The organism is Pseudomonas sp. Q11, assembly GCF_024494355.1.
Classification (GTDB): Bacteria; Pseudomonadota; Gammaproteobacteria; order Pseudomonadales; family Pseudomonadaceae; genus Aquipseudomonas; species Aquipseudomonas hefeiensis.
The window spans coordinates 415,850-439,540 of record NZ_JAKNQY010000002.1; the positions used below are offsets into that span (position 1 = coordinate 415,850).

23 protein-coding genes are annotated in these 23,691 nt (G+C 60.2%); 14 read left to right on the top strand and 9 right to left on the bottom strand.

All coding sequences use genetic code 11. The features are described 5' to 3' along the window. The first annotated feature begins 365 nt into the window (after positions 1 to 365). The 7 genes from MA884_RS04045 to MA884_RS04075 all read left to right on the top strand — a co-directional run bounded on the left by MA884_RS04045 (position 366) and on the right by MA884_RS04075 (position 8,047). Entirely contained in the window at positions 366 to 1,418 is a 1,053-nt protein-coding gene (locus MA884_RS04045) for a Gfo/Idh/MocA family protein (RefSeq protein WP_256229147.1), read from the top strand. A 142-nt stretch (positions 1,419 to 1,560) separates the two neighbouring features. Then, complete coding sequence (locus tag MA884_RS04050) at positions 1,561 to 1,713, top strand: hypothetical protein (RefSeq protein WP_256229148.1); 153 nt, start codon at positions 1,561 to 1,563, stop codon at positions 1,711 to 1,713. Positions 1,714 to 1,766: 53 nt separating this feature from the next. Beyond that, on the top strand, positions 1,767 to 2,693 hold the full coding sequence (locus MA884_RS04055) for a sugar ABC transporter substrate-binding protein (protein ID WP_256229149.1): 927 nt from the start codon (positions 1,767 to 1,769) through the stop codon (positions 2,691 to 2,693). Positions 2,694 to 2,768: 75 nt separating this feature from the next. Further along, a complete protein-coding gene (locus MA884_RS04060; RefSeq protein WP_256229150.1) occupies positions 2,769 to 4,322 on the top strand; it encodes a sugar ABC transporter ATP-binding protein in 1,554 nt (517 codons plus the stop codon). A gap of 186 nt (positions 4,323 to 4,508) precedes the next feature. Further along, entirely contained in the window at positions 4,509 to 5,531 is a 1,023-nt protein-coding gene (locus MA884_RS04065; RefSeq protein ID WP_256229151.1) for an ABC transporter permease, read from the top strand. Between the two features lie 326 nt (positions 5,532 to 5,857). Then, positions 5,858 to 6,262 (top strand): TraR/DksA C4-type zinc finger protein, encoded by a 405-nt coding sequence (locus MA884_RS04070; RefSeq protein ID WP_003202859.1) that lies wholly within the window; start codon positions 5,858 to 5,860, stop codon positions 6,260 to 6,262. 561 nt (positions 6,263 to 6,823) lie between these two features. Continuing rightward, positions 6,824 to 8,047: a methyl-accepting chemotaxis protein gene (locus MA884_RS04075; protein ID WP_371134730.1), complete on the top strand. Its 1,224-nt coding sequence runs from the start codon at positions 6,824 to 6,826 to the stop codon at positions 8,045 to 8,047. Positions 8,048 to 8,102: 55 nt separating this feature from the next. On the opposite strand, the gene MA884_RS04080 is transcribed toward MA884_RS04075, so the two are convergent. The 3 genes from MA884_RS04080 to MA884_RS04090 form a co-directional block, all read right to left on the bottom strand. After that, the gene (locus MA884_RS04080; RefSeq protein ID WP_092398847.1) at positions 8,103 to 8,339 is read right to left on the bottom strand and encodes a DUF2789 family protein; all 237 of its coding nucleotides are present in this window, start codon (positions 8,337 to 8,339) and stop codon (positions 8,103 to 8,105) included. Between the two features lie 86 nt (positions 8,340 to 8,425). Further along, positions 8,426 to 8,656: a hypothetical protein gene (locus MA884_RS04085; protein WP_256229153.1), complete on the bottom strand. Its 231-nt coding sequence runs from the start codon at positions 8,654 to 8,656 to the stop codon at positions 8,426 to 8,428. Positions 8,657 to 8,788: 132 nt separating this feature from the next. Beyond that, complete coding sequence (locus MA884_RS04090; RefSeq protein ID WP_256229154.1) at positions 8,789 to 9,025, bottom strand: hypothetical protein; 237 nt, start codon at positions 9,023 to 9,025, stop codon at positions 8,789 to 8,791. Positions 9,026 to 9,453: 428 nt separating this feature from the next. On the opposite strand from MA884_RS04090, the gene MA884_RS04095 reads away from it, so the two are divergent. From MA884_RS04095 to MA884_RS04105, 3 genes are all read left to right on the top strand, one after another. Next, entirely contained in the window at positions 9,454 to 9,903 is a 450-nt protein-coding gene (locus MA884_RS04095) for a hypothetical protein (protein ID WP_256229194.1), read from the top strand. Between the two features lie 191 nt (positions 9,904 to 10,094). After that, positions 10,095 to 11,105, top strand: coding sequence for an ABC transporter substrate-binding protein (locus tag MA884_RS04100; protein ID WP_256229155.1), 1,011 nt, complete (start codon positions 10,095 to 10,097; stop codon positions 11,103 to 11,105). 126 nt (positions 11,106 to 11,231) lie between these two features. Then, the gene (locus MA884_RS04105; RefSeq protein WP_256229156.1) at positions 11,232 to 11,669 is read left to right on the top strand and encodes a DUF3995 domain-containing protein; all 438 of its coding nucleotides are present in this window, start codon (positions 11,232 to 11,234) and stop codon (positions 11,667 to 11,669) included. Positions 11,670 to 11,976: 307 nt separating this feature from the next. Here MA884_RS04105 and MA884_RS04115 read toward each other — a convergent pair whose 3' ends face one another. The 6 genes from MA884_RS04115 to xylA form a co-directional block, all read right to left on the bottom strand. Further along, the gene (locus MA884_RS04115) at positions 11,977 to 12,258 is read right to left on the bottom strand and encodes a fructose-bisphosphate aldolase (RefSeq protein WP_256229157.1); all 282 of its coding nucleotides are present in this window, start codon (positions 12,256 to 12,258) and stop codon (positions 11,977 to 11,979) included. A 615-nt stretch (positions 12,259 to 12,873) separates the two neighbouring features. After that, on the bottom strand, positions 12,874 to 14,013 hold the full coding sequence (locus tag MA884_RS04120) for an epoxide hydrolase family protein (RefSeq protein WP_256229158.1): 1,140 nt from the start codon (positions 14,011 to 14,013) through the stop codon (positions 12,874 to 12,876). A 189-nt stretch (positions 14,014 to 14,202) separates the two neighbouring features. After that, positions 14,203 to 15,339, bottom strand: coding sequence for a sugar ABC transporter permease (locus tag MA884_RS04125; protein WP_256229159.1), 1,137 nt, complete (start codon positions 15,337 to 15,339; stop codon positions 14,203 to 14,205). Further along, the gene (gene xylG / locus MA884_RS04130) at positions 15,340 to 16,896 is read right to left on the bottom strand and encodes a D-xylose ABC transporter ATP-binding protein (RefSeq protein WP_256229160.1); all 1,557 of its coding nucleotides are present in this window, start codon (positions 16,894 to 16,896) and stop codon (positions 15,340 to 15,342) included. It abuts the gene before it with no gap. 215 nt (positions 16,897 to 17,111) lie between these two features. Beyond that, entirely contained in the window at positions 17,112 to 18,113 is a 1,002-nt protein-coding gene (gene xylF / locus MA884_RS04135; protein ID WP_256229161.1) for a D-xylose ABC transporter substrate-binding protein, read from the bottom strand. Positions 18,114 to 18,258: 145 nt separating this feature from the next. Beyond that, the gene (gene xylA, locus MA884_RS04140; RefSeq protein ID WP_256229162.1) at positions 18,259 to 19,575 is read right to left on the bottom strand and encodes a xylose isomerase; all 1,317 of its coding nucleotides are present in this window, start codon (positions 19,573 to 19,575) and stop codon (positions 18,259 to 18,261) included. 154 nt (positions 19,576 to 19,729) lie between these two features. Between xylA and MA884_RS04145 the strand changes: the two genes are divergently transcribed. From MA884_RS04145 to MA884_RS04160, 4 genes are all read left to right on the top strand, one after another. Next, a complete protein-coding gene (locus tag MA884_RS04145; RefSeq protein ID WP_256229163.1) occupies positions 19,730 to 20,914 on the top strand; it encodes a XylR family transcriptional regulator in 1,185 nt (394 codons plus the stop codon). 241 nt (positions 20,915 to 21,155) lie between these two features. After that, positions 21,156 to 21,497, top strand: a complete 342-nt coding sequence (locus MA884_RS04150; RefSeq protein WP_256229164.1) for a hypothetical protein — start codon at positions 21,156 to 21,158, stop codon at positions 21,495 to 21,497. Positions 21,498 to 21,743: 246 nt separating this feature from the next. Continuing rightward, positions 21,744 to 22,538, top strand: a complete 795-nt coding sequence (locus MA884_RS04155; RefSeq protein ID WP_256229165.1) for a DeoR/GlpR family DNA-binding transcription regulator — start codon at positions 21,744 to 21,746, stop codon at positions 22,536 to 22,538. 118 nt (positions 22,539 to 22,656) lie between these two features. Next, on the top strand, positions 22,657 to 23,583 hold the full coding sequence (locus MA884_RS04160) for a Gfo/Idh/MocA family protein (protein ID WP_256229166.1): 927 nt from the start codon (positions 22,657 to 22,659) through the stop codon (positions 23,581 to 23,583). Positions 23,584 to 23,691: the final 108 nt, after the last annotated feature.

Consider the following 23,691-nt stretch of genomic DNA (forward strand, 5'->3'; position numbering starts at 1 on the left):
TCGACATTAATGCTGGAGGACCCGCCGCCATCGCGAGCAGGCTCGCTCCCACATGGGGTCTGTGGTGAGCAGAGTTCCCGCAGTTACCCGAGAACAAACTGTGGGAGCCGGGCTTGCTCGCGATAGCGTTGGGTCAGTCGACATTAATGCTGGAGGACCCGCCGCCATCGCGAGCAGGCTCGCTCCCACATGTGATCTGTGGTGAGCAGAGTTCCCGCAGTTACCCGAGAACAAACAGTGGGAGCCGGGCTTGCTCGCGATGACGGCGGCACATTCGGCATCAATGCAAGCTGATTTACCGCCATCGCGAGCAAGCTCAGCTCCCACAGGGGTTGCATTCATTCAGTGATTAACCAGGAGCTTTCATGCGAATCGGACTAGTAGGCTACGGCAAGGGCGGGCGGTTTTTTCATGCGCCGCTGATCAGCAGTCTGCCCGGGGCTACGTTTGTCGGCGTGGTGACGCGGTCCGCTGAGCGCCGCCAGCAACTGGCGAACGAGCACCCGCACGCCCAAGCCTTCGATACCCTCGAGCAGTTGGTGGCCGCAGGCGTCGATGCGGTGGTGGTGTCCACGCCGCTGGACGGTCGTCCGGCCTTGGTCATGCAGGCCATTGAGCTGGGCGTCGCAGTGGTCAGCGACAAACCTTTCGCCCTTGATGCCGCGCAGGCCGAGGCGATGGTGCTAGCCGCCGAGCAGCGCAACGTGCCGCTGACTGTGTACCAGAACCGCCGCTGGGATTCGGACTACCTGACCTTGCGCAAACTGCTGGAGTCCGCTGCGCTGGGACAAGTCATTCGTTTTGAGTCCAGCGTCGAGCGCTATTCACCAACGTCAGTCGGCAAAGGCAGCGGCGGCGGGTTCCTGCGGGACCTGGGTAGCCATCTGGTGGACCAGGCGCTGCAATTGTTCGGGCCGGTGACCAGGGTTTACGCCGAGCTGGATTACCGACAACCCGGCCAGGTGTTCGACAACGGCTTTTTTATGTGCCTGACCCACGCCAGCGGCGTGCTTTCCCACCTGAGCGGCAGTTGTCTGCAAAACGCACCGCGCCCGCGCTTTCGGGTCAGCGGCAGCGGGGGCTGCTACACCGTCGAGGGCCTGGACGGGCAGGAGGCCCAGGCGTTGGTCGGGTTGAGCCCGACGACCGAGGGTGAGCGCTGGGGGAGCGAAGAGCATCGGCGCTGGGGCTGGTTCGAGCAAGGCAGCGAGCGCGAGCGTGTGGCGTCGGAGCGCGGCTGCTGGATGGCGTTCTACCAGCGTCTGCAAACCGCCTTGCAGAACGCCGGCCCGCTGCCAGTGCAAGCCCGTGATGCACTGGCGACCACGCGCATTCTGGACGCGGCAAGGCAGAGCGCCGAACAGGGTGAAGTGGTGAGGTTATCCACGCCTGTCGGCCATGGAATAAAAAACGAATAAAATTCTAAAATTAGTTGATATGGAAAATATTTTCCAATAAAGTCGATTCCAGGTTACCGACAACCCTGTTCGTCTTTTGCCAAGCCAGCCTTGAGCAAATCACGGACAAAACAAAAACAAGAAACACAGCCAGGTACCGTCGATGAAAACCTTCAGCCGTTCTGCGTTTCACCTGCCACGCCCGCTGCGCTTGTGCGCAATCCTTCCCCTGTTCGAATCCCTGTGCATCCAGCGCAACGGCGCCGTGGTGTGTTGCATGCCCGGAGCGCCCATCGTGCGTTTGCCCCGTTCCTGAGATCCATCACGCCTTATCCATAAAACCAACAAAAAAGTGGAGAAAGACCGTTCATGAAGACCAAGACCCGTATCGCCTCGCTGGCCCTGTCGTTGATGCTCACCAGCGGCGCCGCCCTGGCGGACCTGAAGATCGGCGTCAGCATGTCCCAGTTTGATGACACCTGGCTGACGTACCTGCGTGAGTCGATGGACAGCAAGGCCAAATCCCTGCCGGATGGCGTGACCCTGCAGTTCGAAGACGCACGCAGCGACGTGGTCAAGCAACTGAGCCAGGTGGAAAGTTTTATCAGTCAGAAGGTCGACGCGCTCATCGTCAACCCGGTGGATACCGCTGCGACCCAGCGCATCACCAAGGCCGCGGTGGCCGCCGGCATCCCCCTGGTGTACGTCAACCGCCGCCCGGACGAACCGAAGTTGCCGGAAGGCGTGGTCACCGTAGCCTCCGATGATCTGGAAGCCGGGCGGATGCAGATGCAATACCTGGCCGACAAGATGGGCGGCAAGGGCAACATCGTCATCTTGTTGGGTGACCTGGCCAACAACTCCACCGCCAACCGTACCAAGGGCGTCAAGGACGTGCTTGCCAAGTACCCCAACATCAAGATCGAACAGGAACAGACCGGCACTTGGTTGCGCGACAAGGGCATGACCCTGGTCAACGACTGGTTGACCCAGGGACGCGAGTTCCAAGCGGTGGTGGCCAACAACGACGAGATGGCCATTGGCGCCGCGATGGCACTCAAGCAAGTGGGCACTAAGCCGGGCACGGTATTGATCGCCGGGGTTGACGGCACGCCGGACGGTTTGAACGCCATCAAGAAAGGCGAAATGGCGGTCTCGGTGTTCCAGGACGCCAAGGGCCAGGCCGACGGTTCGATCGACACGGCGGTGAAAATGGTCAAGAAGCAGCCCGTCGAGCAGGCCGTGTGGGTGCCGTATCGCCTGATCACCCCGCAGAACGTCGACCAGTTCAAGTGACGTTCAACCCATCGCCACCACCACAATAAGCAGGCGAGGTCGCACCGTCGACCTTGCCAAGGGGAGTACCTGACCATGTTCGCTTCAGCGACTGCTTCGAGCGCCTCGGCGGCTACTGTCCGGCCGGACGGAATACCTGAAGAACCGTACCTGCTGGAAGTCGTCAATGTCAGCAAGGGGTTTCCCGGCGTGGTGGCCCTTTCGGATGTGCAATTGCGGGTGCGCCCCGGCTCGGTGCTGGCCTTGATGGGCGAGAACGGTGCGGGCAAATCCACCCTGATGAAAATCGTGGCCGGCATCTACCAGCCGGACGCCGGTGAATTGCGCCTGCGAGGCAAACCGGTGAAGTTCGACACACCTTTGGCAGCCTTGCAGGCTGGCATCGCGATGATCCACCAGGAACTGAACCTGATGCCCCACATGAGCATCGCCGAAAATATCTGGATCGGCCGCGAGCAGCTCAACGGCCTGCATATGGTCGATCACGGGGAAATGCACCGTTGCACCGCCAAATTGCTGGAGCGCCTGCGTATCAACCTTGATCCCGAGGAGCAGGTGGGCAACCTGAGCATTGCCGAACGGCAGATGGTCGAGATCGCCAAGGCGGTGTCCTACGACTCCGACATTCTGATCATGGACGAGCCGACCTCGGCCATCACCGAGACGGAGGTCGCCCATCTGTTCTCGATCATCGCCGACCTCAAGTCTCAGGGTAAGGGCATCATCTACATCACCCACAAAATGAACGAAGTGTTCGCCATCGCCGATGAAGTGGCGGTATTTCGCGACGGCGCCTACATCGGCCTGCAACGGGCCGACAGCATGGACGGCGACAGCCTGATATCAATGATGGTCGGGCGCGAATTGAGCCAGTTGTTCCCGGAGCGGGACAAACCCATCGGCGATCTGGTGCTGTCGGTGCGTGAGCTGAGCCTGGATGGCATTTTCAAAAACGTGACTTTCGACCTGCATGCCGGGGAAATCCTTGGCATCGCCGGACTCATGGGCTCGGGTCGGACCAACGTCGCCGAGGCGATTTTCGGGGTCACCCCGAGCACCAGCGGCGAAATCTTCCTGGACGGCCAACCGGTGCGCATCAGCGACCCGCACATGGCGATCGAAAAGGGCTTTGCGCTGTTGACCGAAGATCGCAAGCTCAGCGGCCTGTTCCCGTGCCTGTCGGTGCTGGAAAACATGGAAATGGCCGTGTTGCCCCACTACGTCGGCAACGGTTTCATCCAGCAGAAAGCCCTGCGCGCGTTGTGCGAAGACATGTGCAAGAAGTTGAGGGTCAAGACCCCATCCCTGGAACAGTGCATCGACACCTTGTCCGGCGGCAACCAACAGAAAGCCCTGCTGGCCCGCTGGCTGATGACCAACCCGCGCATCCTGATCCTCGACGAGCCGACCCGTGGCATCGACGTTGGCGCCAAGGCCGAGATCTACCGACTCATTTCCTACCTCGCCAGCGAAGGCATGGCGGTGATCATGATTTCTTCGGAACTGCCGGAAGTACTGGGCATGAGCGACCGCGTGATGGTGATGCATGAAGGTGACCTGATGGGCACGCTGGATCGCAACGAAGCGACCCAGGAACGGGTCATGCAACTGGCCTCGGGCCTGTCCTGATAATAGAAGGGCGCAAACTCGCGCTGGGCTCTGTAGGAGCTGTCGAGTGCAACGAGGCTGCGATCTTTCCCCAGACACCTGAGTCACAAGCGAAAGATCAAAAGATCGCAGCCTCGCTCCGCGAGTCAGCTCCTACAGAACCCAGCGGGAGCCAGCGCCCTCGCCACATAGAAAAAGGTGAATGCTATGAACGCGATACTGGAAAACAAACCCGCGGCCGCACCGGCCCGGACACGTCGGCGGCTACCGACGGAACTGAGTATCTTCCTGGTGCTGATCGGCATCGGCCTGGTGTTCGAAGTGTTCGGCTGGATCGTGCGCGACCAGAGTTTCCTGATGAACTCCCAGCGCCTGGTGCTGATGATCCTGCAAGTGTCGATCATCGGTCTGCTGGCCATCGGGGTGACGCAGGTGATCATCACCACCGGTATCGACCTGTCGTCCGGATCGGTCCTGGCGTTGTCAGCCATGATCGCCGCGAGCCTGGCCCAGACCTCGGACTTCACCCGGGCGGTGTTCCCCTCCCTGACGGACTTGCCGGTGTGGATACCGGTGGTGGCGGGGTTGGGCGTAGGGCTTTTGGCCGGGGCAATCAACGGCAGCATCATCGCGCTGACGGGCATTCCTCCCTTTATTGCCACCCTCGGCATGATGGTCTCGGCCCGCGGCCTGGCGCGTTACTACACCGAAGGCCAACCGGTGAGCATGTTGTCCGATTCCTATACCGCCATCGGTCATGGCGCCATGCCGGTGATCATTTTCCTGGTGGTGGCGGTGATTTTCCATATCGCCCTGCGCTACACCAAGTACGGCAAGTACACCTACGCCATCGGCGGCAACATGCAGGCGGCGCGCACCTCGGGCATCAACGTCAAGCGCCACCTGGTGATCGTCTACAGCATCGCCGGCTTGCTGGCGGGGCTGGCCGGGGTAGTGGCTTCGGCGCGGGCCGCCACCGGGCAAGCCGGTATGGGCATGTCCTATGAGCTGGACGCGATTGCCGCGGCGGTGATCGGCGGCACCAGCCTGGCGGGCGGGGTGGGGCGCATCACCGGGACGGTGATCGGAGCGCTGATCCTCGGAGTCATGGCCAGCGGGTTCACCTTCGTCGGGGTCGATGCCTACATCCAGGACATCATCAAGGGCTTGATCATTGTGGTGGCGGTGGTCATCGACCAGTACCGCAACAAGCGCAAACTCAAACGCTGAACGTTCTTTCGCTGCGATAAAGCGCCACGCCTGACCCGCGTGGCGCTGCCATTTGTCTTCTTGATACAGCTATTGCATCGAATTTCTTGTTATAAACGCACTCCGATGACTACCAAAAGCTTGTCAGAGAACATTTAGAAGGGTTGTCGGACATTTTCCCTATGTTTTCAGTTGCTGACGCTTCGACTCGGCCTTAGACTGCCGCCCCTCGTAAATTGAGTGCCGGGTGGCGCTTGGAATAGACGGCGCCTTCCCGATGAGCGTGGCAGCGCGCTGCGGGACGCTTCATAATTCGTCTTAATGCACGTTTTTTTATAGAGAAATCAATGACAAAGGAAAAGTTGCTGGCCATGCCGGCGGATGACTACATGAATGCCGAGCAGCTGGCTTTCTTCACCAAGCTGTTGCAGAACATGAAAGTGGAAACCCACGAGCGCATCGAACAGAACCGAATCGCCATTGAGAGCCTGGATACCCCGGCTGACCCGGCGGACGCTGCTTCCGTAGAAGAAGAGCGGACCTGGCTGGTCAACGCCATCGATCGCGACCAGCGCATGCTGCCTCAGTTGGAGCAGGCCCTGGACCGTATCAACGACGACAGCTTCGGCTGGTGTGATGACAGCGGCGAGCCAATCGGCCTCAAGCGCCTGCTGATCAGTCCGACCACCAAGTACTGCATCGAAGCTCAGGAACGTCACGAGCAGATCGACAAGCATCAGCGTCAGGCCTGATTCGCGTTTCAGAAAAGATCGCAGCTTTCATCCGGAAGCTGCGATTTTTTGCTTTCGTCTGCGCCTGTTCGTCTACTTCCGTTGACCCCCCGCAAGAACACGACTAATGGACCATGGATAATGGCTTCGTAGTGGCGTTTAATGCAGGTATAACAACGAGAAATGTGGGTGATCAACATGGCGACAGACGGTTCCGTGGCGAATGCGGTACAGGCACAGGTGCCTGTGGCCAACAGCATGGCGCGCTGGTTGACGCCGACTTTGCAGAGCCTGGCGCTGACATTGCTGCTATGCGGCATGACGCTGGGCGGCTGGTCGTTGTATCTGGGCCTGCCCCTGGCGATGCTCATCGTCTGGCTGCCGCGCCTACGCTCGCGCCTGGCTGCCGCGCCTGAGCCGGTAGCCGCGGACACGTTGGCCGAGCTGACCCGTGACCTGTCTTACACCACCAGCCATAACGCTTTGTCGGCGGCCGGCGTCGCCTATTCGGTCAAGCAATTGGCTGGCAAGGTCCAGTCGCAGCTCGACGCGGCGGCGCAAATCGTCGGCAATGCCGAATCGATGATTGCCACCGAGCAGGCCACCTCGCAACTCAGCCAGCAGGCCCTGAGTGCCGCCAGTGAGGCCCATCGCAGCAGCGTTGCCGGGCGCAGCGAACTGGTGGAGTCCATCAGCCGGATGCACCAGCTCAGCCAGCGCGCGAACGACAGTCGCGAGTTGATCGAGGCGCTGAGCGTGCGCAGCGATGAGATCCAGCGGGTAAGCCTGGTGATTCAGTCGATCGCCAGCCAGACCAACCTGTTGGCGCTGAACGCGGCCATCGAAGCTGCACGGGCCGGTGAACATGGTCGTGGCTTCGCGGTGGTGGCTGATGAGGTCCGTGGGCTGGCCGGGCGCACGGCTGCGGCGACCGGTGAGGTTGGCGTAATGGTTGCGGACATCCAGCAGCGCACCGCCCAGGTGGTAGAGCAGATCCGGCAACTGGCCAGCGACCTGGACAGTGGCGTACAGCAGGTCGAACACACCGGCCAGCACCTGGAAAACATAGCCCGGCTGGCGGCCGGCGTCGAAACCCAGGTCAGCGCCATCGCCCAAGGCACCGACACCAACCGCGAACAACTCGACAGCCTGTTTCATGCCATCGAACAGATGCGCAGCGACCTGTCCATCAGCGATCAGCAGACCCAGCGCCTGGCCCAGGCGGCAGTGCAAATGGAAGGCCAGGCCGAAACCATCAGCGAACGCCTGGCCGAGGTCGGCCTGGACGATTATCACCAACGGGTCTACGACCTCGCACGCGAAGGGGCGAGTCAGATCGCCGCGCGATTCGAGGCGGACATCGACCAGGGTCGTGTCAGCCTGGAGGATTTGTTCGACCGCAGCTACCAGCCGATTCCCAATACCCAGCCCGCCAAGTTCCAGACCCGTTTCGACCGCTATACCGATCAGGCCCTGCCGGCCATCCAGGAGCCGTTGCTCGCCCGGCACGAGGGCCTGGTCTTCGCGATCGCCTGTACCCAGGAAGGTTATGTACCGACCCACAACAACGTCTTCAGCCAGCCACTGACCGGCGACCCGCAAGTGGACACGGTGAACAATCGCACCAAACGCAAATTCTCCGACCGCACCGGGATCCGTTGCGGCAGCCACCAGCAGCCCGTGCTGTTGCAGACCTACACTCGAGATACGGGTGAGCTGATGCATGACCTTTCTGTGCCGATCATGCTCAAGGGGCGTCATTGGGGTGGCTTGCGGCTGGGTTATAAGCCAGAGAAGCCGCGCTAGGCCTCATGCAGTTCCCTGGCCTGCACTTGAACAAATGGTGGCGAGGTTTGATCGGTTATTTACCGTCGTGCAAACGGACATTCAACTGATCCACCAGCACCGCCTCTTCGCCGTCGGCGAGCAGCCATTCGCGCAGTAGATCTTTCTGTTGCTCCGACCAGAAGTCGGCCTCCACCAGTTTGATCTCCGGGTCCAGCGGATGCGCCATGATGAAGTCATCGATGGCTTTGCCGTCCGAAGGCAGGCCGAGTTGATCGAACAGGGTTCTGAGTTCGTGCGAGGGCTGTTCCATGGGGTTCTCCTTGGGCGGGCGCCGTCATGGCGCCTCGGTTGCTTCCCTTTATCTGAGGCAAGCGCCCGTCAGGAGTTCGATCGGATTCAGGCTTTCAACGCGCCTTCATCCACGGCGAGTTTCAGGGCTATTGCCGCTGTCCGCGCGGCTTCGGCGGCGAGCTCGGGGGTTTTGAACCAGCGATCCTTTTCCACCTGATGATAACGGGTGGTGGTCAAGGGGGGCTTGGCGCGCATCACGATGACGGCCTGGAATTCGCCTTCGACCTCTCTGGCCTCGCCCCGGATGAAAAATTCGCCAATATCAAATTCCGTCACGTCGCGCCTTTCCTTCACAAGTCATAGTATGGGTGCGCGATCCGTCAATGGGGACGGGCTTCGCTGGGCGGGCAGTATGGCAGCAGTTGCTCGTCGCGGCTGAGTTAAGTGATGGGCGTGGCGTATATCAGGTCAAGCGCTTCGTTCCAGACGCCTGGCCAGGTAGCAAGCCTCGTTATGATCGGTGCGGAAACCTCGTACACGGCCAGTCGATGTTTCTTCAATATGGAAAAAGCACTTGCCGGCCAGAACCACCCGATAACGCGGTTGAAACAAAGAAACCGGCAGGTAATGGACCTCGTCAAACGTGTCGGGCTTGTTCGTGATGCAAGGAGTGAAGGGGTGGGTCAGGGTGGTGAAAGTGGCCATGTGAATTCCTTTTCTATGGTTTACCGACGAATTACCGAGCGTTTTGAGTAGTCTCCACGCCTGTGGCTGCTCTAGAATCGGCAGCACCGTGTGGATGGCTGTGCCTATCTAAAGCAATTTTTTTTGGCCTCGATGTCAGAAAAATGCTTTTCTAAGTGAGAAATTTCCCTAAAGTTAGTAGTCCCACCTTTTCCGATGCTCAGAGTGGCGTTTTCCTTCAGCCTCTGACGACCCCGCGGGAAAGACGGCGAGAGTGGCAATCCTTTAGTCTTCTCTCGCCCCGGGGCAGGGCACGCCGTTCACTTCGAATTTTCAGTTACAGGTCCACTGCGACACACAGTCGGCACGGGTTCTCGTGGTCCGTCCTTTTCAGAGGGCGGGTCGTTTACAAAGATGGGGATGTTTCCTTGGCAGTAAGTAATCTCGACATGCATGCGTTATTCGTACTTGGTGACCTGCGGGCAAAACTGGTCAAGCAATTCCAGTCGCGCTTCGTCTACATCACCGAGCAAACCGCCGAAGGTATTTATGTTGCCGAAATAGACACTGAATCGGCCCTGGTGGTCGATGACAAGCCAGGGCTTGAACTCAAAGTCGGTGATCATTTTCGTGCAGCGGTATTGCCGAGCCGTGAAGGTGGCAAGTTTGAAATCAGGTTTCGCGAAATCAAACTGACGGTCTATGGCCTTGGGGATTACGCGTTCGTAACCACCCCGGGTGGTCACGCGATCCTGTTCAAGGAAGGTCACAGCGTGGTGACCGTATTCGCGGCCAATGAGCAGTTGCATGAGGGCCTGACCAAGACCTTGAAGGCGGTGACCGCCAAAGCCGCCAAGTGGCGCAAAGGCGAACTTGTCACCTTCAAGGCCAGCGAGTGATGTGTACCGTGTCAGCCCGAGGAATGTGAGAAGCGGGTTGACGCAGCGTCCGGGTTTTGCGCCCTGCTAACAGTTTTCGCAAGGTCTGCCTGGAACCTCGGCTACAGTCAGTTGACTGAACTATTCAGAGGTTTGCGTCCGGTTACGCAGGACCATTTAGCTATTGCTGTGTCTGGTACGAGGTGCAACGCATGAAACGAGTTCGACAGTGGTTGGCTGCCTGGACCACCTTTGCGGTGTTGGTATCATCACTCCCGGCATCGGCCGCGCAGGCGCCGATCCATTTTGCCGACCTGAATTGGGAAAGCGGCAGCCTGATCACCGATATCCTGCGGGTCATCGTCGAAAAGGGTTATGGGTTGCCGACCGACACATTGCCGGGTACCACCATTACCCTGGAAACGGCGCTGGCCAATAACGACATCCAGGTGATCGGGGAAGAGTGGGCGGGGCGCAGCCCGGTGTGGGTCAAGGCCGAGGCTGAAGGCAAAGTGATCGCCTTGGGCGATACGGTCAAGGGCGCGACCGAAGGCTGGTGGGTCCCGGAGTATGTGATCAAGGGCGACCCGGCCAAGGGCATCAAGCCCCTGGCACCGGATTTGCGCAGCGTCGAAGACCTGGCGCGCTACAAGCATGTCTTCAAAGACCCGGAAAGCCCCAGCAAGGGCCGCTTCCTCAACAGCCCCATCGGCTGGACCTCCGAAGTCGTCAACAAGCAGAAGCTCAAGGCCTATGGCCTGGCCGACAGCTATGTGAATTTCCGGAGTGGTTCGGGAGCGGCGCTGGATGCGGAAATCAGCTCGTCGATCCGCCGGGGCAAGCCGATTCTGTTTTATTACTGGTCGCCTACGCCGCTGCTGGGACGTTTCAAGTTGGTGCAGTTGCAAGAGCCCGCGTTCGATGCCGAGGCCTGGAAAACCCTGACCGATGCCGACAATCCCAACCCCCAGCCAACCCGCTCCCTGGCCTCGAAGCTGTCGATTGGCGTATCCGCGCCGTTCCAGAAGCAGCACCCGGACATTGCCGAGTTCTTCAGTAAGGTTGACCTGCCGATCGAGCCGTTGAACAAGGCCCTGGCCGACATGAGCGAAAAGCACACCCCACCGCGTGAAGCCGCCGTGGCATTCCTCAAGGCCCATCCACAGGTCTGGCAGGCCTGGTTGCCGAAGGAGGTCGCCGACAAAGTCGCCGCCAGTCTGTAGCGCCCCAGGCTGAACTCTTGATCTTGAGCAATGCGTCATTCGCCGCAAACCGGCAGTCTGCGCCCGTGCGGCGAAATGCCGAATTCGAGCTAGGATGATTGTTCAACCTTTCAAGGAGGCTGGCGAATGACGCTTTTAGTGGCTCGGTCGCTGGTCGCAATATTTGCGACCATCAGCTTGATTCATTTGTATTGGGCCCTGGGCGGGCAGTGGGCGGCCCTGGCGGTCGTGCCTCAGGTTCCGGTGACACAAGGACAGACACTACGCCCGGCGTTCAACCCATCGGGCTGGTTGACACTGCTGGTGGCCCTCGCGCTGCTGCTGATTGCAGTTCTGGTGTGCCTGCGGGTCGGCTTGCTGGCACCGCCCGTCACCCATCGGGCCTTGCAATGGCTGATCAGCGCGATCGCCTTGCTGATGTTCGCCCGCGCCATTGGCGAATCGAACCTGGTGGGTTTCTTCAAGGAGGTCAAGGGCTCGACGTTCGCCAAGCTCGACACCTGGGTCTATTCACCGTTATGTGTCGTGCTTGGTGCCGGCCTGTTGACGGTTGCCTGGGCCTGAAGGCAGGGCGCTTGTCGTGTCGATCAGGTCCCGGATTGAAGAGCCGTCCAGTGTTCCATCTCCTGGGCGATGAAGTGATTCACCAGGTCGCTGTACATTTTCTCTCGAGATTTTCGGATCACCTCTTGTCGCACCGCTGTGAGTGCACGGCTTTCTGTGGGAGCAAAGCTTGCTCGCGATGCAGGCACCTCGGTCCCCCGGAAGACCGCGTCATCTTCATCGCGGGCAAGCCTTGCTCCCACAGAAGGCTTGCGCTGAGATTTTTCGGAGTTTTTCTAGCGACAGCTGCGAAAATACAACTGTTTGTTTAGCTTTCGAGCCCGCGCTGTTCGATCACGCCAAACACATCCGCCACGTCCTGTACCAGAATCCGGGCGACGTTGGTGAGGGTGTTGATGTCGCTCGTCGCTGAATCGCGCAGGCTGGAGCAGGCCACCAGCGTCAGGTAATCGAGCGTGGCGTGCAGGCGTTCGCTGGCGCAGGCATGGAGTTCGGGCAGTGGAGCGTGGGTGTCGATCAGCAGGACGGGGTGGGTGGTGGCGGTTTTGGTGAAAGGGGTGAAGCGGCTGGATGGTTGATTCGTTGTCATAAGGTTGCACTCATTTGATAGAAAGAATCGCCACCTTTTTGCTGCGAATCAAATGGGTGGCAGTTGCGCGAGGGTTCGCAGACCGAGGAACCAATCCAAAACTCGGCAGACCCGAAAGTCTCCCGCGCGCAACCGCCATAAAATGAAAGCGGGCAAGTTTGCCTGAATTTCATTTGACGGTATCTGGATTTGTTCACTCGGGCTGCGAAACCCCATCACCGGCCAAAGCCAGCGACGAACCCAACTATAGAAGTCGATCCCGGCACCCACAACCGACCTGTAGGACGCACGGATCCCCTGTGGCGAGGGAGCTTGCTCCCGCTCGGCTGCGCAGCAGTCGCAAAACCGCTGCCTGCGGTGTACCTGGCGAAACGAGGTGCCCAGTTTGGGGCCGCTTCGCAGCCCAGCGGGGATAAATCCCCTCGCCACAGAGGTAAATTCCTACGAGATTTTCAGACCAGCTCTGGCCGTCACTGCTTGGAGTGCGCAGGTTCCAGTGGGAGCAAAGCTTGCTCGCGATGCAGGCACCTCGGTCCCCCGGAAGACCGCGTCATCTTCATCGCGGGCAAGCCTTGCTCCCACAGAAGGCTTGCGCTGAGCTTTTTCCGAGTTTTTCTAGCGACAGCTGCGAAAAAACGCCCTGATATCCTCCGCCAACAACTCCGGCTGCTCCAGCGCGGCAAAGTGACCACCCCGAGGCATGAGGGTCCAGCGCTCCACGTTATAGCAGCGCTCCACCCAGCTCCTCGGCGGCATGGGCAGTTCCTTGGGAAACAGCGCAACCCCAACCGGTGGTTTCACCCGTTCTCCGTGGTTGAACAGCAACGGCCGCTTGCTACCTTCCACATACTGGCGAAACGACGAGCCGATGCAGTTCGTCAGCCAGTACAGGGTGACATTGGTCAGCAGCCAGTCATGATCAATGGCGGGGCGGGTATCGCACCAGGACAGGATCTTTTCCCCCATCCATGCCAGCAGGCCCGCCGGTGAGTCATTCAGGCCCACGGCCAGGCTTTGCGGTTTGGTTCGCTGGATGTGCCCATAGGCACCCTCGGCATCGGCAAATGCCGCGGCGCGTTGCAAGAAGGCCGTTTCGGCCTCCGTTAGCGGTGGTTCGGTTTCGCCAAGGGGAGGGCGATAGGACCCCGGGATGTAATTGAGGTGTATGCCTGGCACCCGCTCGGGAAACCGTACGCCGAGCCAGCTCGACACGCCCGCGCCAATGTCCCCGCCCTGGGCGCCAAACCGGTCATAACCCAGCCCCGTCATCAACTCACTCCACAAACCGGCTACTTCATAAGGCCCCATGTCGGATTGCTTGAACGGCGCGGAAAAGGTGTAGCCGGGTAGCGACGGCACCACCACATCAAAGGCATCTGTCGGATCGCCGCCATGGCTGGCGGGGTCGGTCAGCAACGGGATTATTCGTTGCATCTCGATGAACGAACCCGGCCAGCCATGGGTGAGAATCAGCGGCATCGGATTCGGCCCGACGCCCCGCTGATGAATGAAATGAACCCTTTGCTCGCCTATGTTGGCGAGAAATTGCGGCAGGCGATTAAGTGCTGCCTCCTGAGCGCGCCAATCGAATGCGCTCGACCAATACGCGAGAAGGTCCCCAAGCACGTCCATGTCCATGCCCTCATTCCAACCTTGCCCGGCCAAGGGCGCCGGCAGCCGGGTGTTCTGCAAGCGATGCCGCAGGTCTTCAAGGGCGTGTTCGGGGATGTCGATGGAGAAAGGTTCAATGAGCATGATTACGCCTTATGCCGCTATCTGGAAACCGCGCCGGGCCAGGAATCGCAGCGGTGATGGCGAAAGGGATGATAAATAACCAGGTTGAAGACGTGGCAGACATGGCACGGACGCTCCCGATTAGAATCGGATTAATATGGCATCAAGCCAACCGGTGGTCGAGTTGACTTTGCCATAGCGACTTTCAGATCAACGCCGCCCAGTCCGCGTACTCACATCCACCCACACCGCCAGCACCAGAATGCTGCCCTTGACGATCATCTGCCAATAACTGTCGACGTCGAGCATGGACATGCCGTTGTCCAGGCTGGTGATCACCAGCGCGCCGAGGAGGGCGCCGTAGACGGTGCCGGAGCCGCCGCGCATGGAGGTGCCGCCGATGAAGCAGGCGGCGATGGCGTCGAGTTCGCCCATGCTGCCGGCCGAGGGTGAGCCTGCGGCCAGACGCGCGGTGTTGACCACGCCGGCGAGGGCGCACATCACGCCCATGATGCCGAAGATCCACAGCTTCACCGCCTGTACATTGATGCCGGACAGGCGCGTGGCTTCCATGTTGCTGCCCACCGAGTAGACCCGTCGTCCGAACACGGTCTGGCTGGTGACGTAGCTGAACACGCCGAGCAGAATCAGCAGAAGCAGCACGGGAACCGGAATACCGTCGTAGCTGTTGAGGGTATAGACGAAGCCGGCCAGTACCGCGCCGATCAGCACCACGCGTAATACGTCACGCATCAGCGAGTGCGCCGCCAGGCCATGCAGGGCGCGATTGCGGCGCTGTTTCCAGGTCAGGAACAGGGTCAAGGCGAACAGCAGCACGCCCAGGCCCGTGCCGACGGAGTGCGGCAAATAACCCTGGCCGATGTAGACCAGCTCTGGTGACACCGGGGCGATGGTGGTGCCGCCGGTAATGCCCAGCAGAACACCGCGAAAGGCCAGCATGCCGCCCAGGCCGACAATGAACGACGGGATGCGCAGGTAGGCGGTCATGTAGCCGTTACCCAGGCCGATCACCAGGCCACACAGGGCAACCAGGCTCAGGTTCGCCAACAACGGTATGTGATAGATCACGTCGAGAATCGCCGCCAGGCCACCGAGCAATCCAAGCAGTGAGCCCACCGACAGATCGATCTCGCCGCTGATGATCACCAGCACCATGCCGCAGGCCAGAATCCCGGTGATGGACATCTGCCGCAGCAGGTTGGAGAGGTTGCGCGGGGTCAGGAACCCGCCCTCGGTCTGCCAGCTGAAAAACAGCCAGATCACCGCCACGGCGATCACCAGCGCGAGCATTTTGTAGCGGCTGAAGAGTTGCTTGACCTGATTCATCTACGCGGACTTCCGATCATTATTGTTATGGTCTTCGGGGTGGCTGAGGGCGGCGGCGAGCACCTGTTCCTGAGTGAGTTCGTGGTTGATGAAATCGCCGCGCAACTGGCCTTCGCCGATCACCAGGACGCGGTCGGACACCCCCAGCACTTCGGCCAGCTCCGAGGACACCATGATGATCGACACGCCTTCGGCGGCCAGCGCGCCCATCAGCTTGTAGATCTCGTACTTGGCGCCGACATCCACGCCACGGGTCGGCTCATCGAGAATCAGCACGCGGGGTTGGGTCAGCAGCATCTTGGCCAATACGGCTTTTTGCTGGTTGCCGCCGGAAAGGCTGGTGATCGGCAGGAACGGGCTCGCGGTCTTGAGGTGCATGCGCGAGATTTCCCGGTCGATGCTGCCCAACTCCGCTTCGGCGTCGATGCGGGTCATTTTCGAGTAGTTGTCCAGCACCGCCAGCGTGATGTTCTGGCCCACCCCCAGGTCGGGAATGATGCCTTGGCGCTTGCGGTCTTCAGGAACCATGCACAGACCGGCGCGGATTGACTTGAGGGGCGTGCGCGTGTCGATCCGTTGGCCGTTGAGCCAGACTTCACCTTCATGGCGGCCGGGGTAGGCGCCGAACAGCGCCGACACCAGTTCCGTGCGACCGGCGCCGACCAGCCCGGCGATGCCAAGGATTTCCCCGCGCTTGAGGACGAACGAAATGTCATCGACCCGTTTGCGCCTCGGGTTATCGATGTCGTAGCAAGTGATATGGCGCGCCTCGAAAATCACCTCGCCAATGTCATGGGGTTCGGTGGGGTAGAGGTTGCTCATTTCCCGGCCGACCATCTGGGTGATGATCTTGGCAATGTCCATGTCGGTCATGGCGGTGGTGGCGATGTGTTTGCCGTCGCGGATCACCGCAATGGTGTCGCACACGGCGGCCACTTCATCGAGCTTGTGGGAGATATACACGCAGGCAACGCCCTTGGCCTTGAGGTCGCGGATGATGTCCAGCAGCACCTCGATTTCCGAACGGGTCAGGGCCGAGGAGGGTTCATCGAGGATCAGCAGGCGCGCCTGTTTGTTCAGCGCCTTGGCGATTTCCACCAGTTGCTGGTAACCCCCGCCGTATTGTGACACCGGTAGCGAAACGTTCATGTCCGGCACCTTGAGCTCACGCATCAGGGCTTCGGCACGGTGGATCATCGCCGGGTAGTTCATGCGTCCGCCGGGCAGCGTCAGCTCATGGCCCATGAAGATGTTTTCGGCCACCGACAGGTCGGGGACCAGGGTCAGTTCCTGATGAATGATGACGATCCCGGCGGCTTCGGTTTCGCTGATCGAATGCGCCTTGAGCGGCTGACCATCCCAGACAATTTCACCGTCCCAGGTGCCGTAGGGGTAGACCGCCGACAGGACTTTCATCAGCGTGGACTTACCGGCGCCGTTCTCGCCGCACAGGCCGACGCATTCACCCGGCCTGACCTTGATGTCGATGCCATTGAGGGCTTTGACGCCGCCAAAGCTTTTGACGATGCCGTTCATTTGCAGCAGGTAGTCGGACATGGCGAGGGCTCATATGAAAAGGGCTCACACATAGACAGAGGTGGTGACAGCCCTGGGGCCAGGCATCTCAGATGCAGCTAGCCAAGCAAAGCCCCTGTGGGAGCGAGCCTGCTCGCGACGGCGGCAGCACATACAACATCGATGCAAGCTGAACCACCGCTATCGCGAGCAGGCTCGCTCCCACAGGTCTCATTCAACCCAGGGTTGTCCCAATATCACTGCCCGGCGATCTGCGCCTTGGTGTAGAAACCATCCTTCTCCAGCAGGTCGATGTTGTCCTTGGTCAACGGGGTCGGGGTGAGCAGGATGGTGTCGACTTTCTTGCTGCCATTGTCGTATTGCGAGGTGTAGGTGGGTTTCTCGTTACGCGCCAGTTGCACCGAGAGCTTGGCCGCTTCGGTGGCGATCAGTTTCAGCGGTTTGTAGACGGTCATGGTCTGGGTGCCATCGATCACCCGCTTGACCGCCGCCAGGTCGGCGTCCTGGCCCGAGATTGGCACCTTGCCGGCCATTTTCTGCGCCGCCAGTGCCTGGATGGCACCGCCTGCGGTAGCGTCGTTGGAGGCGACGATGCCATCGATCTTGTTGTCGTTCCGGGTCAGGGCGTTTTCAACGATGCTCAAGGCTTCGGTGGGGTTCCATTCCTTGACCCACTGTTGCCCGACAATCTTGATATCACCCCGGTCGATGGCCGGTTGCAGCACTTTCATCTGGCCTTCGCGCAGGACCTTGGCATTGTTGTCCGTGGGCGCGCCGCCGAGCAAAAAGTAGTTGCCCTTGGGCGCTGCTTTCAACACGCCGCTGGCCTGCATCTCGCCGACTTTTTCGTTATCGAAGGAAATGTAGGCGTCGATGTCGGCATTGAGGATCAGTCGGTCGTAGGACACCACCTTGATCCCGGCCTTCTTGGCTTCCGCTACGGCATTGGTCAGCACGGTGGCATTGAACGGCACGATGACGATCACATCGACGCCACGGGAGATGAGGTTTTCGATCTGGGAAATCTGCTTCTGCTCGTTGGCATCGGCCGACTGGACGAAGACTTTGGCGTCCATTTTTTCCGCCGCCGCGACGAAATAGTCACGGTCCCTGGACCAGCGCTCCAGGCGCAGATCATCGATGGAGAAACCGATCTTGGGGTTAGTAGCGTCGGCCATGACCGGAAGCGAGAGCAGGGCCAGGGCGCCGGCGAGCAGCGTGAGTTTCAGTTTTTTCATGGTGGTGCGTCCTTTTATTGTTGTTCGAAAGACACTGCCTGACGATGAACGTGGGCCGGTAGAACTGTAGAGACTCCCGGGGTGCCGCGGGCAGAGATTTGTCGCGAGAATGTAACAACCTCTGCGCAGCGAACGGGGCCGGGTATCAGGGGTAGATGAACCGGTTGACCACGTTCTCGAGCATCTCTTGCCGACCACTCACAGCCTGCGGGTTGAGCGCGTTGTCGAAGGCGTGTTCGGCCAGTGAAGCGAGGCTGAACTCACCCGCCAGCACCGCCTGACCGAACGGCTGCTGCCAGCCGGCGTAGCGTTGGTCCTTGAACTGCTGGAGGCGGTCGTTCTGCACCATCGCCGCTGCACGTTCCAGGGCCAGGGCCAGTACGTCCATGGCCGCGACGTGGCCGTGGAACAGGTCAATCTCGTCCAGGCTCTGACGACGGACCTTGGAATCGAAGTTGAAGCCCCCATTGCCGAACCCGCCAGCCTTGAGGATTTCATAGGTGGCCAGGGTCATCTCTTCGACGCTGTTGGGGAACTGGTCAGTGTCCCAGCCGTTCTGCGGATCGCCACGGTTGGCGTCGATGCTGCCGAAGATTCCCAGGGAGACGGCGGTGGCGATCTCATGATGGAAACTGTGCCCGGCCAGGGTCGCGTGGTTGGCCTCGATGTTGACCTTGATCTCCTTCTCCAGGCCGAACTGTTGCAGGAAGCCGAACACCGTGGCGCTGTCGTAATCGTATTGGTGCTTGGTCGGTTCCTGCGGCTTGGGTTCGATCAGCAGATCGCCCTTGAAGCCGATCTTGTGCTTGTGCTCGACCACCATGCCCATGAAGCGGCCCAGTTGTTCGCGCTCGCGTTTCAGGTCGGTATTGAGCAGGGTTTCGTAACCTTCGCGACCGCCCCACAACACGTAGTTGTCACCCTTGAGACGTTGGGTGGCGTTCATCGCACTGAACACTTGGGCCGCGGCGCAGGCGAACACTTGCGGGTCCGGGTTGCTGGCGGCGCCTGCGGCAAAGCGCGGGTTGCTGAAGCAGTTGGCGGTGCCCCACAGCAGCTTGACCCCGGTTTGTTCCTGGTGACGCTCCAGATGGTCGATCATCTGCGCGAAGTGGTTACGGTATTCCTTCAGCGAGTGACCTTCCGGGGCGACATCGGTGTCGTGAAAGCAGTAGTAGTCGATGCCCAGTTTGGAGAAGAACTCGAAGGCCGCTTCGGCCTTGCCGATGGCCAGCTCCATCGGGTCGCCGGCATGCTGCCACGGTCGCTGGAAGGTGCCGGCGCCGAACACATCGGATCCCGGCCAGACAAAGGTATGCCAGTAGCACACAGCCATGCGCAGGTGCTCGCGCATGGGCTTGCCGAGCACGAGCCTGTCGGCGTCGTAGTGGCGGAAAGCAAGAGGCGAGTCGCTGGCGGGGCCTTCGTAGCGAACCTTGTCGATGGCGGGGAAGTACGACATTGGCGATTTCCTTATTGTTCTTGGCGGTGTATCGATACTAACGCCGGCCTGGTGGCCGCTGATTATGAAAATCACCAAGGTACAGTGCGATTTTGAGTATTGAGATCCGACGGTCACGCGCCTAGTCTGTGGTCATCGGCCCAGGGTAAAAACCATGAAAACCGTCCCGCCCGTTCACCGCATCGCGTTGTTGTTCAACGGCAGCAAGATCTACGACCGTGGCATCATCAGCGGCATCGGCAACTACCTGAGCAGCACCCGCGCGTCCTGGGACCTGTTCCTTGAGGAGGATTTTCTTTGTCGGTTGAAAGGCATCGAGCGCTGGCAGGGCGACGGGATCATTGCCGACTTCGACGACCCGTTGATCGGTGAGGCGCTGGCCGGGATCGGTTTGCCAGTGGTGGCGGTGGGCGGCTCCTACCAGGATGAGCGTGCCTATCCGAAGGGCATTCCCTATGTTGCCACCGACAATGATGCGTTGATGAAGCTGGCGTACGAGCACTTGATCGAAGCCGGGTTGACGCGCTTTGCTTGCTTCAGCCTGCCGCAAGCACAAGCCAATCGCTGGGCGCAGGAACGGGAAAACGCTTTTCGCCGGCTGCTGCAGCGCGATGGTCTGCACGCCGAGGTCTATCGCGGCATGGGCACCAGCGCGCCGCTCTGGGACAGCGCCGTGGAGCAGCAGATCGCCTGGCTGCAAAGCCTGCCCAAACCCATTGGTATCATCGCCGTCAGTGACGCCCGCGCCCGGCAACTGCTGCAGGCCTGCCTGACCGCCGGAATCGCCGTGCCGGAGCAGGTGGCATTGATCGGCATCGACAACGACCCCCTGACCCGCACCCTGACGCGGGTGCCGCTGAGTTCGGTGATCCAGGGCACCGAAACCATGGGCCGGACCGCCGCGCGCCTGCTCCATCAGATGCTGCACGGCATGCCGTCCACGGGTACGCAGGTGCTGATACCCCCGGATGCGATCAACGTACAGGCCTCGAGTCTGCATCAACCGTTAGGCAACCCTTACGTCATGCAAGCACTGTTGTTCATCCGCCAATATGCCTGCCAGGGCATCAAGACCGCGCAGGTGGCGGCGTATGTGGGCGTGTCGCGTTCCTCCCTGGAGGCGCACTTTCGCAAGGCGCGGGGCTGCAGCGTTCACGATGAGATCCTGCGCTTCAAATTGGCGGCGGCCGCCCAGGGCTTGGAAAATACTGACTCGGCGATTGCCGATATCGCCCAGAACTGCGGCTTCAAATCGGCGCAGTACCTGCACACGGTGTTTCGTCGAGAGTTTGGCTGTACGCCCCGCGAATATCAGCAGGGGGGCGGCATAGGTCGCTGAAACCGACCTTCACCGCCCACAACTATTGCTGGAAGCAATAGTGACCATTACGAAACACAAGTTCTGTTTTGTGGGCAATGCCTGGAAAATCCCTCCCATCGAACAGGCGGCTCAAGCAGTAGTGACGATGAGGTTTTACTCATCCGCTGACCACACACCAGATGCACTTGGCAGTGGCGGCCACCCGTAACGCAGCTCCGTTGCCTGATGAACCGAACCTTTTATTTTCAGGACCAGACCGATGCGCCTTTTATTTGCGTCTTCCATGGCATTTGCCTCTTTGTTGCTCGCCGGTTGTGCCTCCGCGCCAAACGATCCGACCCTGACCTTGCAGACCAGCAAGACGCCGGCCCAATACGCCGACTGTGTTGTGCCGAAATTGCAGGACAACGCGATGAGCCCGACCGTCTCCCAGAGTCAGCGCAGCTACCGGATCGTGGTGCCGAGCAAAGTCTCGGCGGACAACGTGCTGGAAGCCTACAAGGCCGGGACCGGCGGCAAGGTATTCATCTACGAACGGCATCTGCTGGCCTCCAGCTTCCTGCCTTCGAGTTTTGAACGCGCCGCGCAGGACTGCATCTGAGTCCAGCCCGTACACGTTTTCCACAGTGCTCCTTTGGTTGGCCGCAACCAACCATTTTTTTGCCCCGCACCGAATTCGGTGGCGGGGTTTTTTTTGCCCGTGGGGAAGGGCGATTTCAGATTCACTTGAGTCCGCTGCCAAAGGGCGGTGGCTGGCCCCGGCGTTGAGGTTTGACGAGAGGCCCTGTAATCGGCATATTTGCTCGATGATGATAATTACTGCTCGTTTATGAAGGTTGTAGGCCCCATGACTTCAACTCACGAAGTGTTTCCTGGCGAACGCCAGCAACGGATCAGCGAGCGTCTGGCCCTGTATGGTCGGGTGATTGCCGCCGATCTGGCCAACGAATTTAATGTCTCCGAGCATTCGATACGGCGCGATCTCGGCGTATTGGCGGCGGCGGGGTTATGCAAGCGCGTCTATGGCGGCGCCATTTTGTTGCCCGCCGTTGAAGGGCCTATGGCCGTTCGAGTACGGCAAAACGTCGAGCGCAAGGACAGCCTCGGTCTGGCGGCGGCCTCGTTGCTGAGGGCGGGACAGCATGTGTTCATCGATGCTGGCTCGACCAACCTGGCGATTGCCGGCGCCATCGATCCAAGCCTTAAGTTGACGCTGAGCACCAATTCTCCGTTGATTGCCGTGCAATTGATGAAGTTGCCCTGCGCTGAGGTGATCCTGTTGGGCGGGCGCGTGAACACGGCGTCGGGCGGGGTGATCGGGCTGGCGGCTGTGCAGCAACTGCGGCAGTTCAATGTTGACCTGTGTTTTCTCGGCGCTTGTGCCATCGACCCGGACAATGGCATCACAGCGTTCGGCCTGGACGACGCGGAGTTCAAGCGCGCGGTGGTCGCGGCGAGCGGTCAGGTGGTGGTGGCCGTGACCAATGAAAAACTCTCCAGCATTGCCCACTATCAGGTGGCGTCGTGTGAAGAAGTTACCGCCCTGGTGGTGGAGCACGACGCGCCGGGTGAACGCCTGGAGCCGTTCCTGGGCAGGATTGCCAACGTCATGAGCGCGCCCTGCGAACCGCGGCAGGCGTGAAGCGTTTGCTGTAGCGCCCACGACAATCAAGCGCATGTGCGGCGAGCCATTGTCCGCCACGCGATTTACCGCTAGTTTGCTGACCCATCAAAAGTACAAAAATAATCAGGAGTCATCGATGCAACCGATTCGTCTCGGTCTGGTGGGCTACGGCAAGATTGCCCAGGATCAACACGTTCCCGCTATCCTAGCCAACCCTGCGTTCCAGCTGGTGTCTGTCGCTACCCAAGGGCAGCCCTGCGCCGGGGTGGAGAATTTCCGATCTTTGGGCGAGCTGCTTGAAAACGGCCCGCAGGTCGATGCGATTGCGTTTTGCACACCGCCGCAAGGTCGATTCGCATTGGTGCAACAAGCGTTGGCCGCGGGCAAACACGTTCTGGTAGAAAAGCCGCCATGCGCCACGCTGGGTGAAGCAATGGCGTTGGTGGATCAGGTAGGCGAGCAGGGTGTCAGCGGTCTGTTCGCCTGGCATTCACGGTACGCACCGGGCATCGACGCCGCCCGTGACTGGCTGGCCAGCCGGACCCTGCAAAGCGTCAAGATCGACTGGAAGGAAGACGTGCGCAAGTGGCACCCGGGCCAGGCCTGGATCTGGCAACCTGGGGGGCTGGGTGTATTCGATCCCGGCATCAATGCGTTTTCAATCGTGACCCATCTGCTGGCGCTGCCGCTGTTCATTGAGTGCGCAGAACTGCGCGTGCCGAGTAACTGCCAATCGCCAATTGCCGCCAGCCTCAAGATATCCGATGCGCAACACCTCGATGTCCGTGCGGAGTTCGATTTCGACCATGGTCATGACGAACTCTGGAGCATCGAGATCCGCTGCACCGAAGGCACCTTGCGCCTGGACAACGGTGGGGCACTGCTGAGTATCGACGGCGTTCGCCAGACCGTTTCCCAAGAGGGTGAATACGCGGCGGTGTATCGGCATTTCCAACAGCTGATTGCTGACAAAGCCAGCGACCTGGACCTGCAGCCGTTGCGGTTGGTGGCGGACAGTTTCTTTCTTGGCAGTCGGACTTTGGTTGAGCCGTTTTATGACTAGCCACTGAGGGGGGGCGATTCTGGCCGTGCATATCCCATCCGGACCAGATTCCTCTGCCGCAAGTCAGCAGAGCAAAAGCCCGGCCGCTTCGCGCCCCTGCAGTCCCAG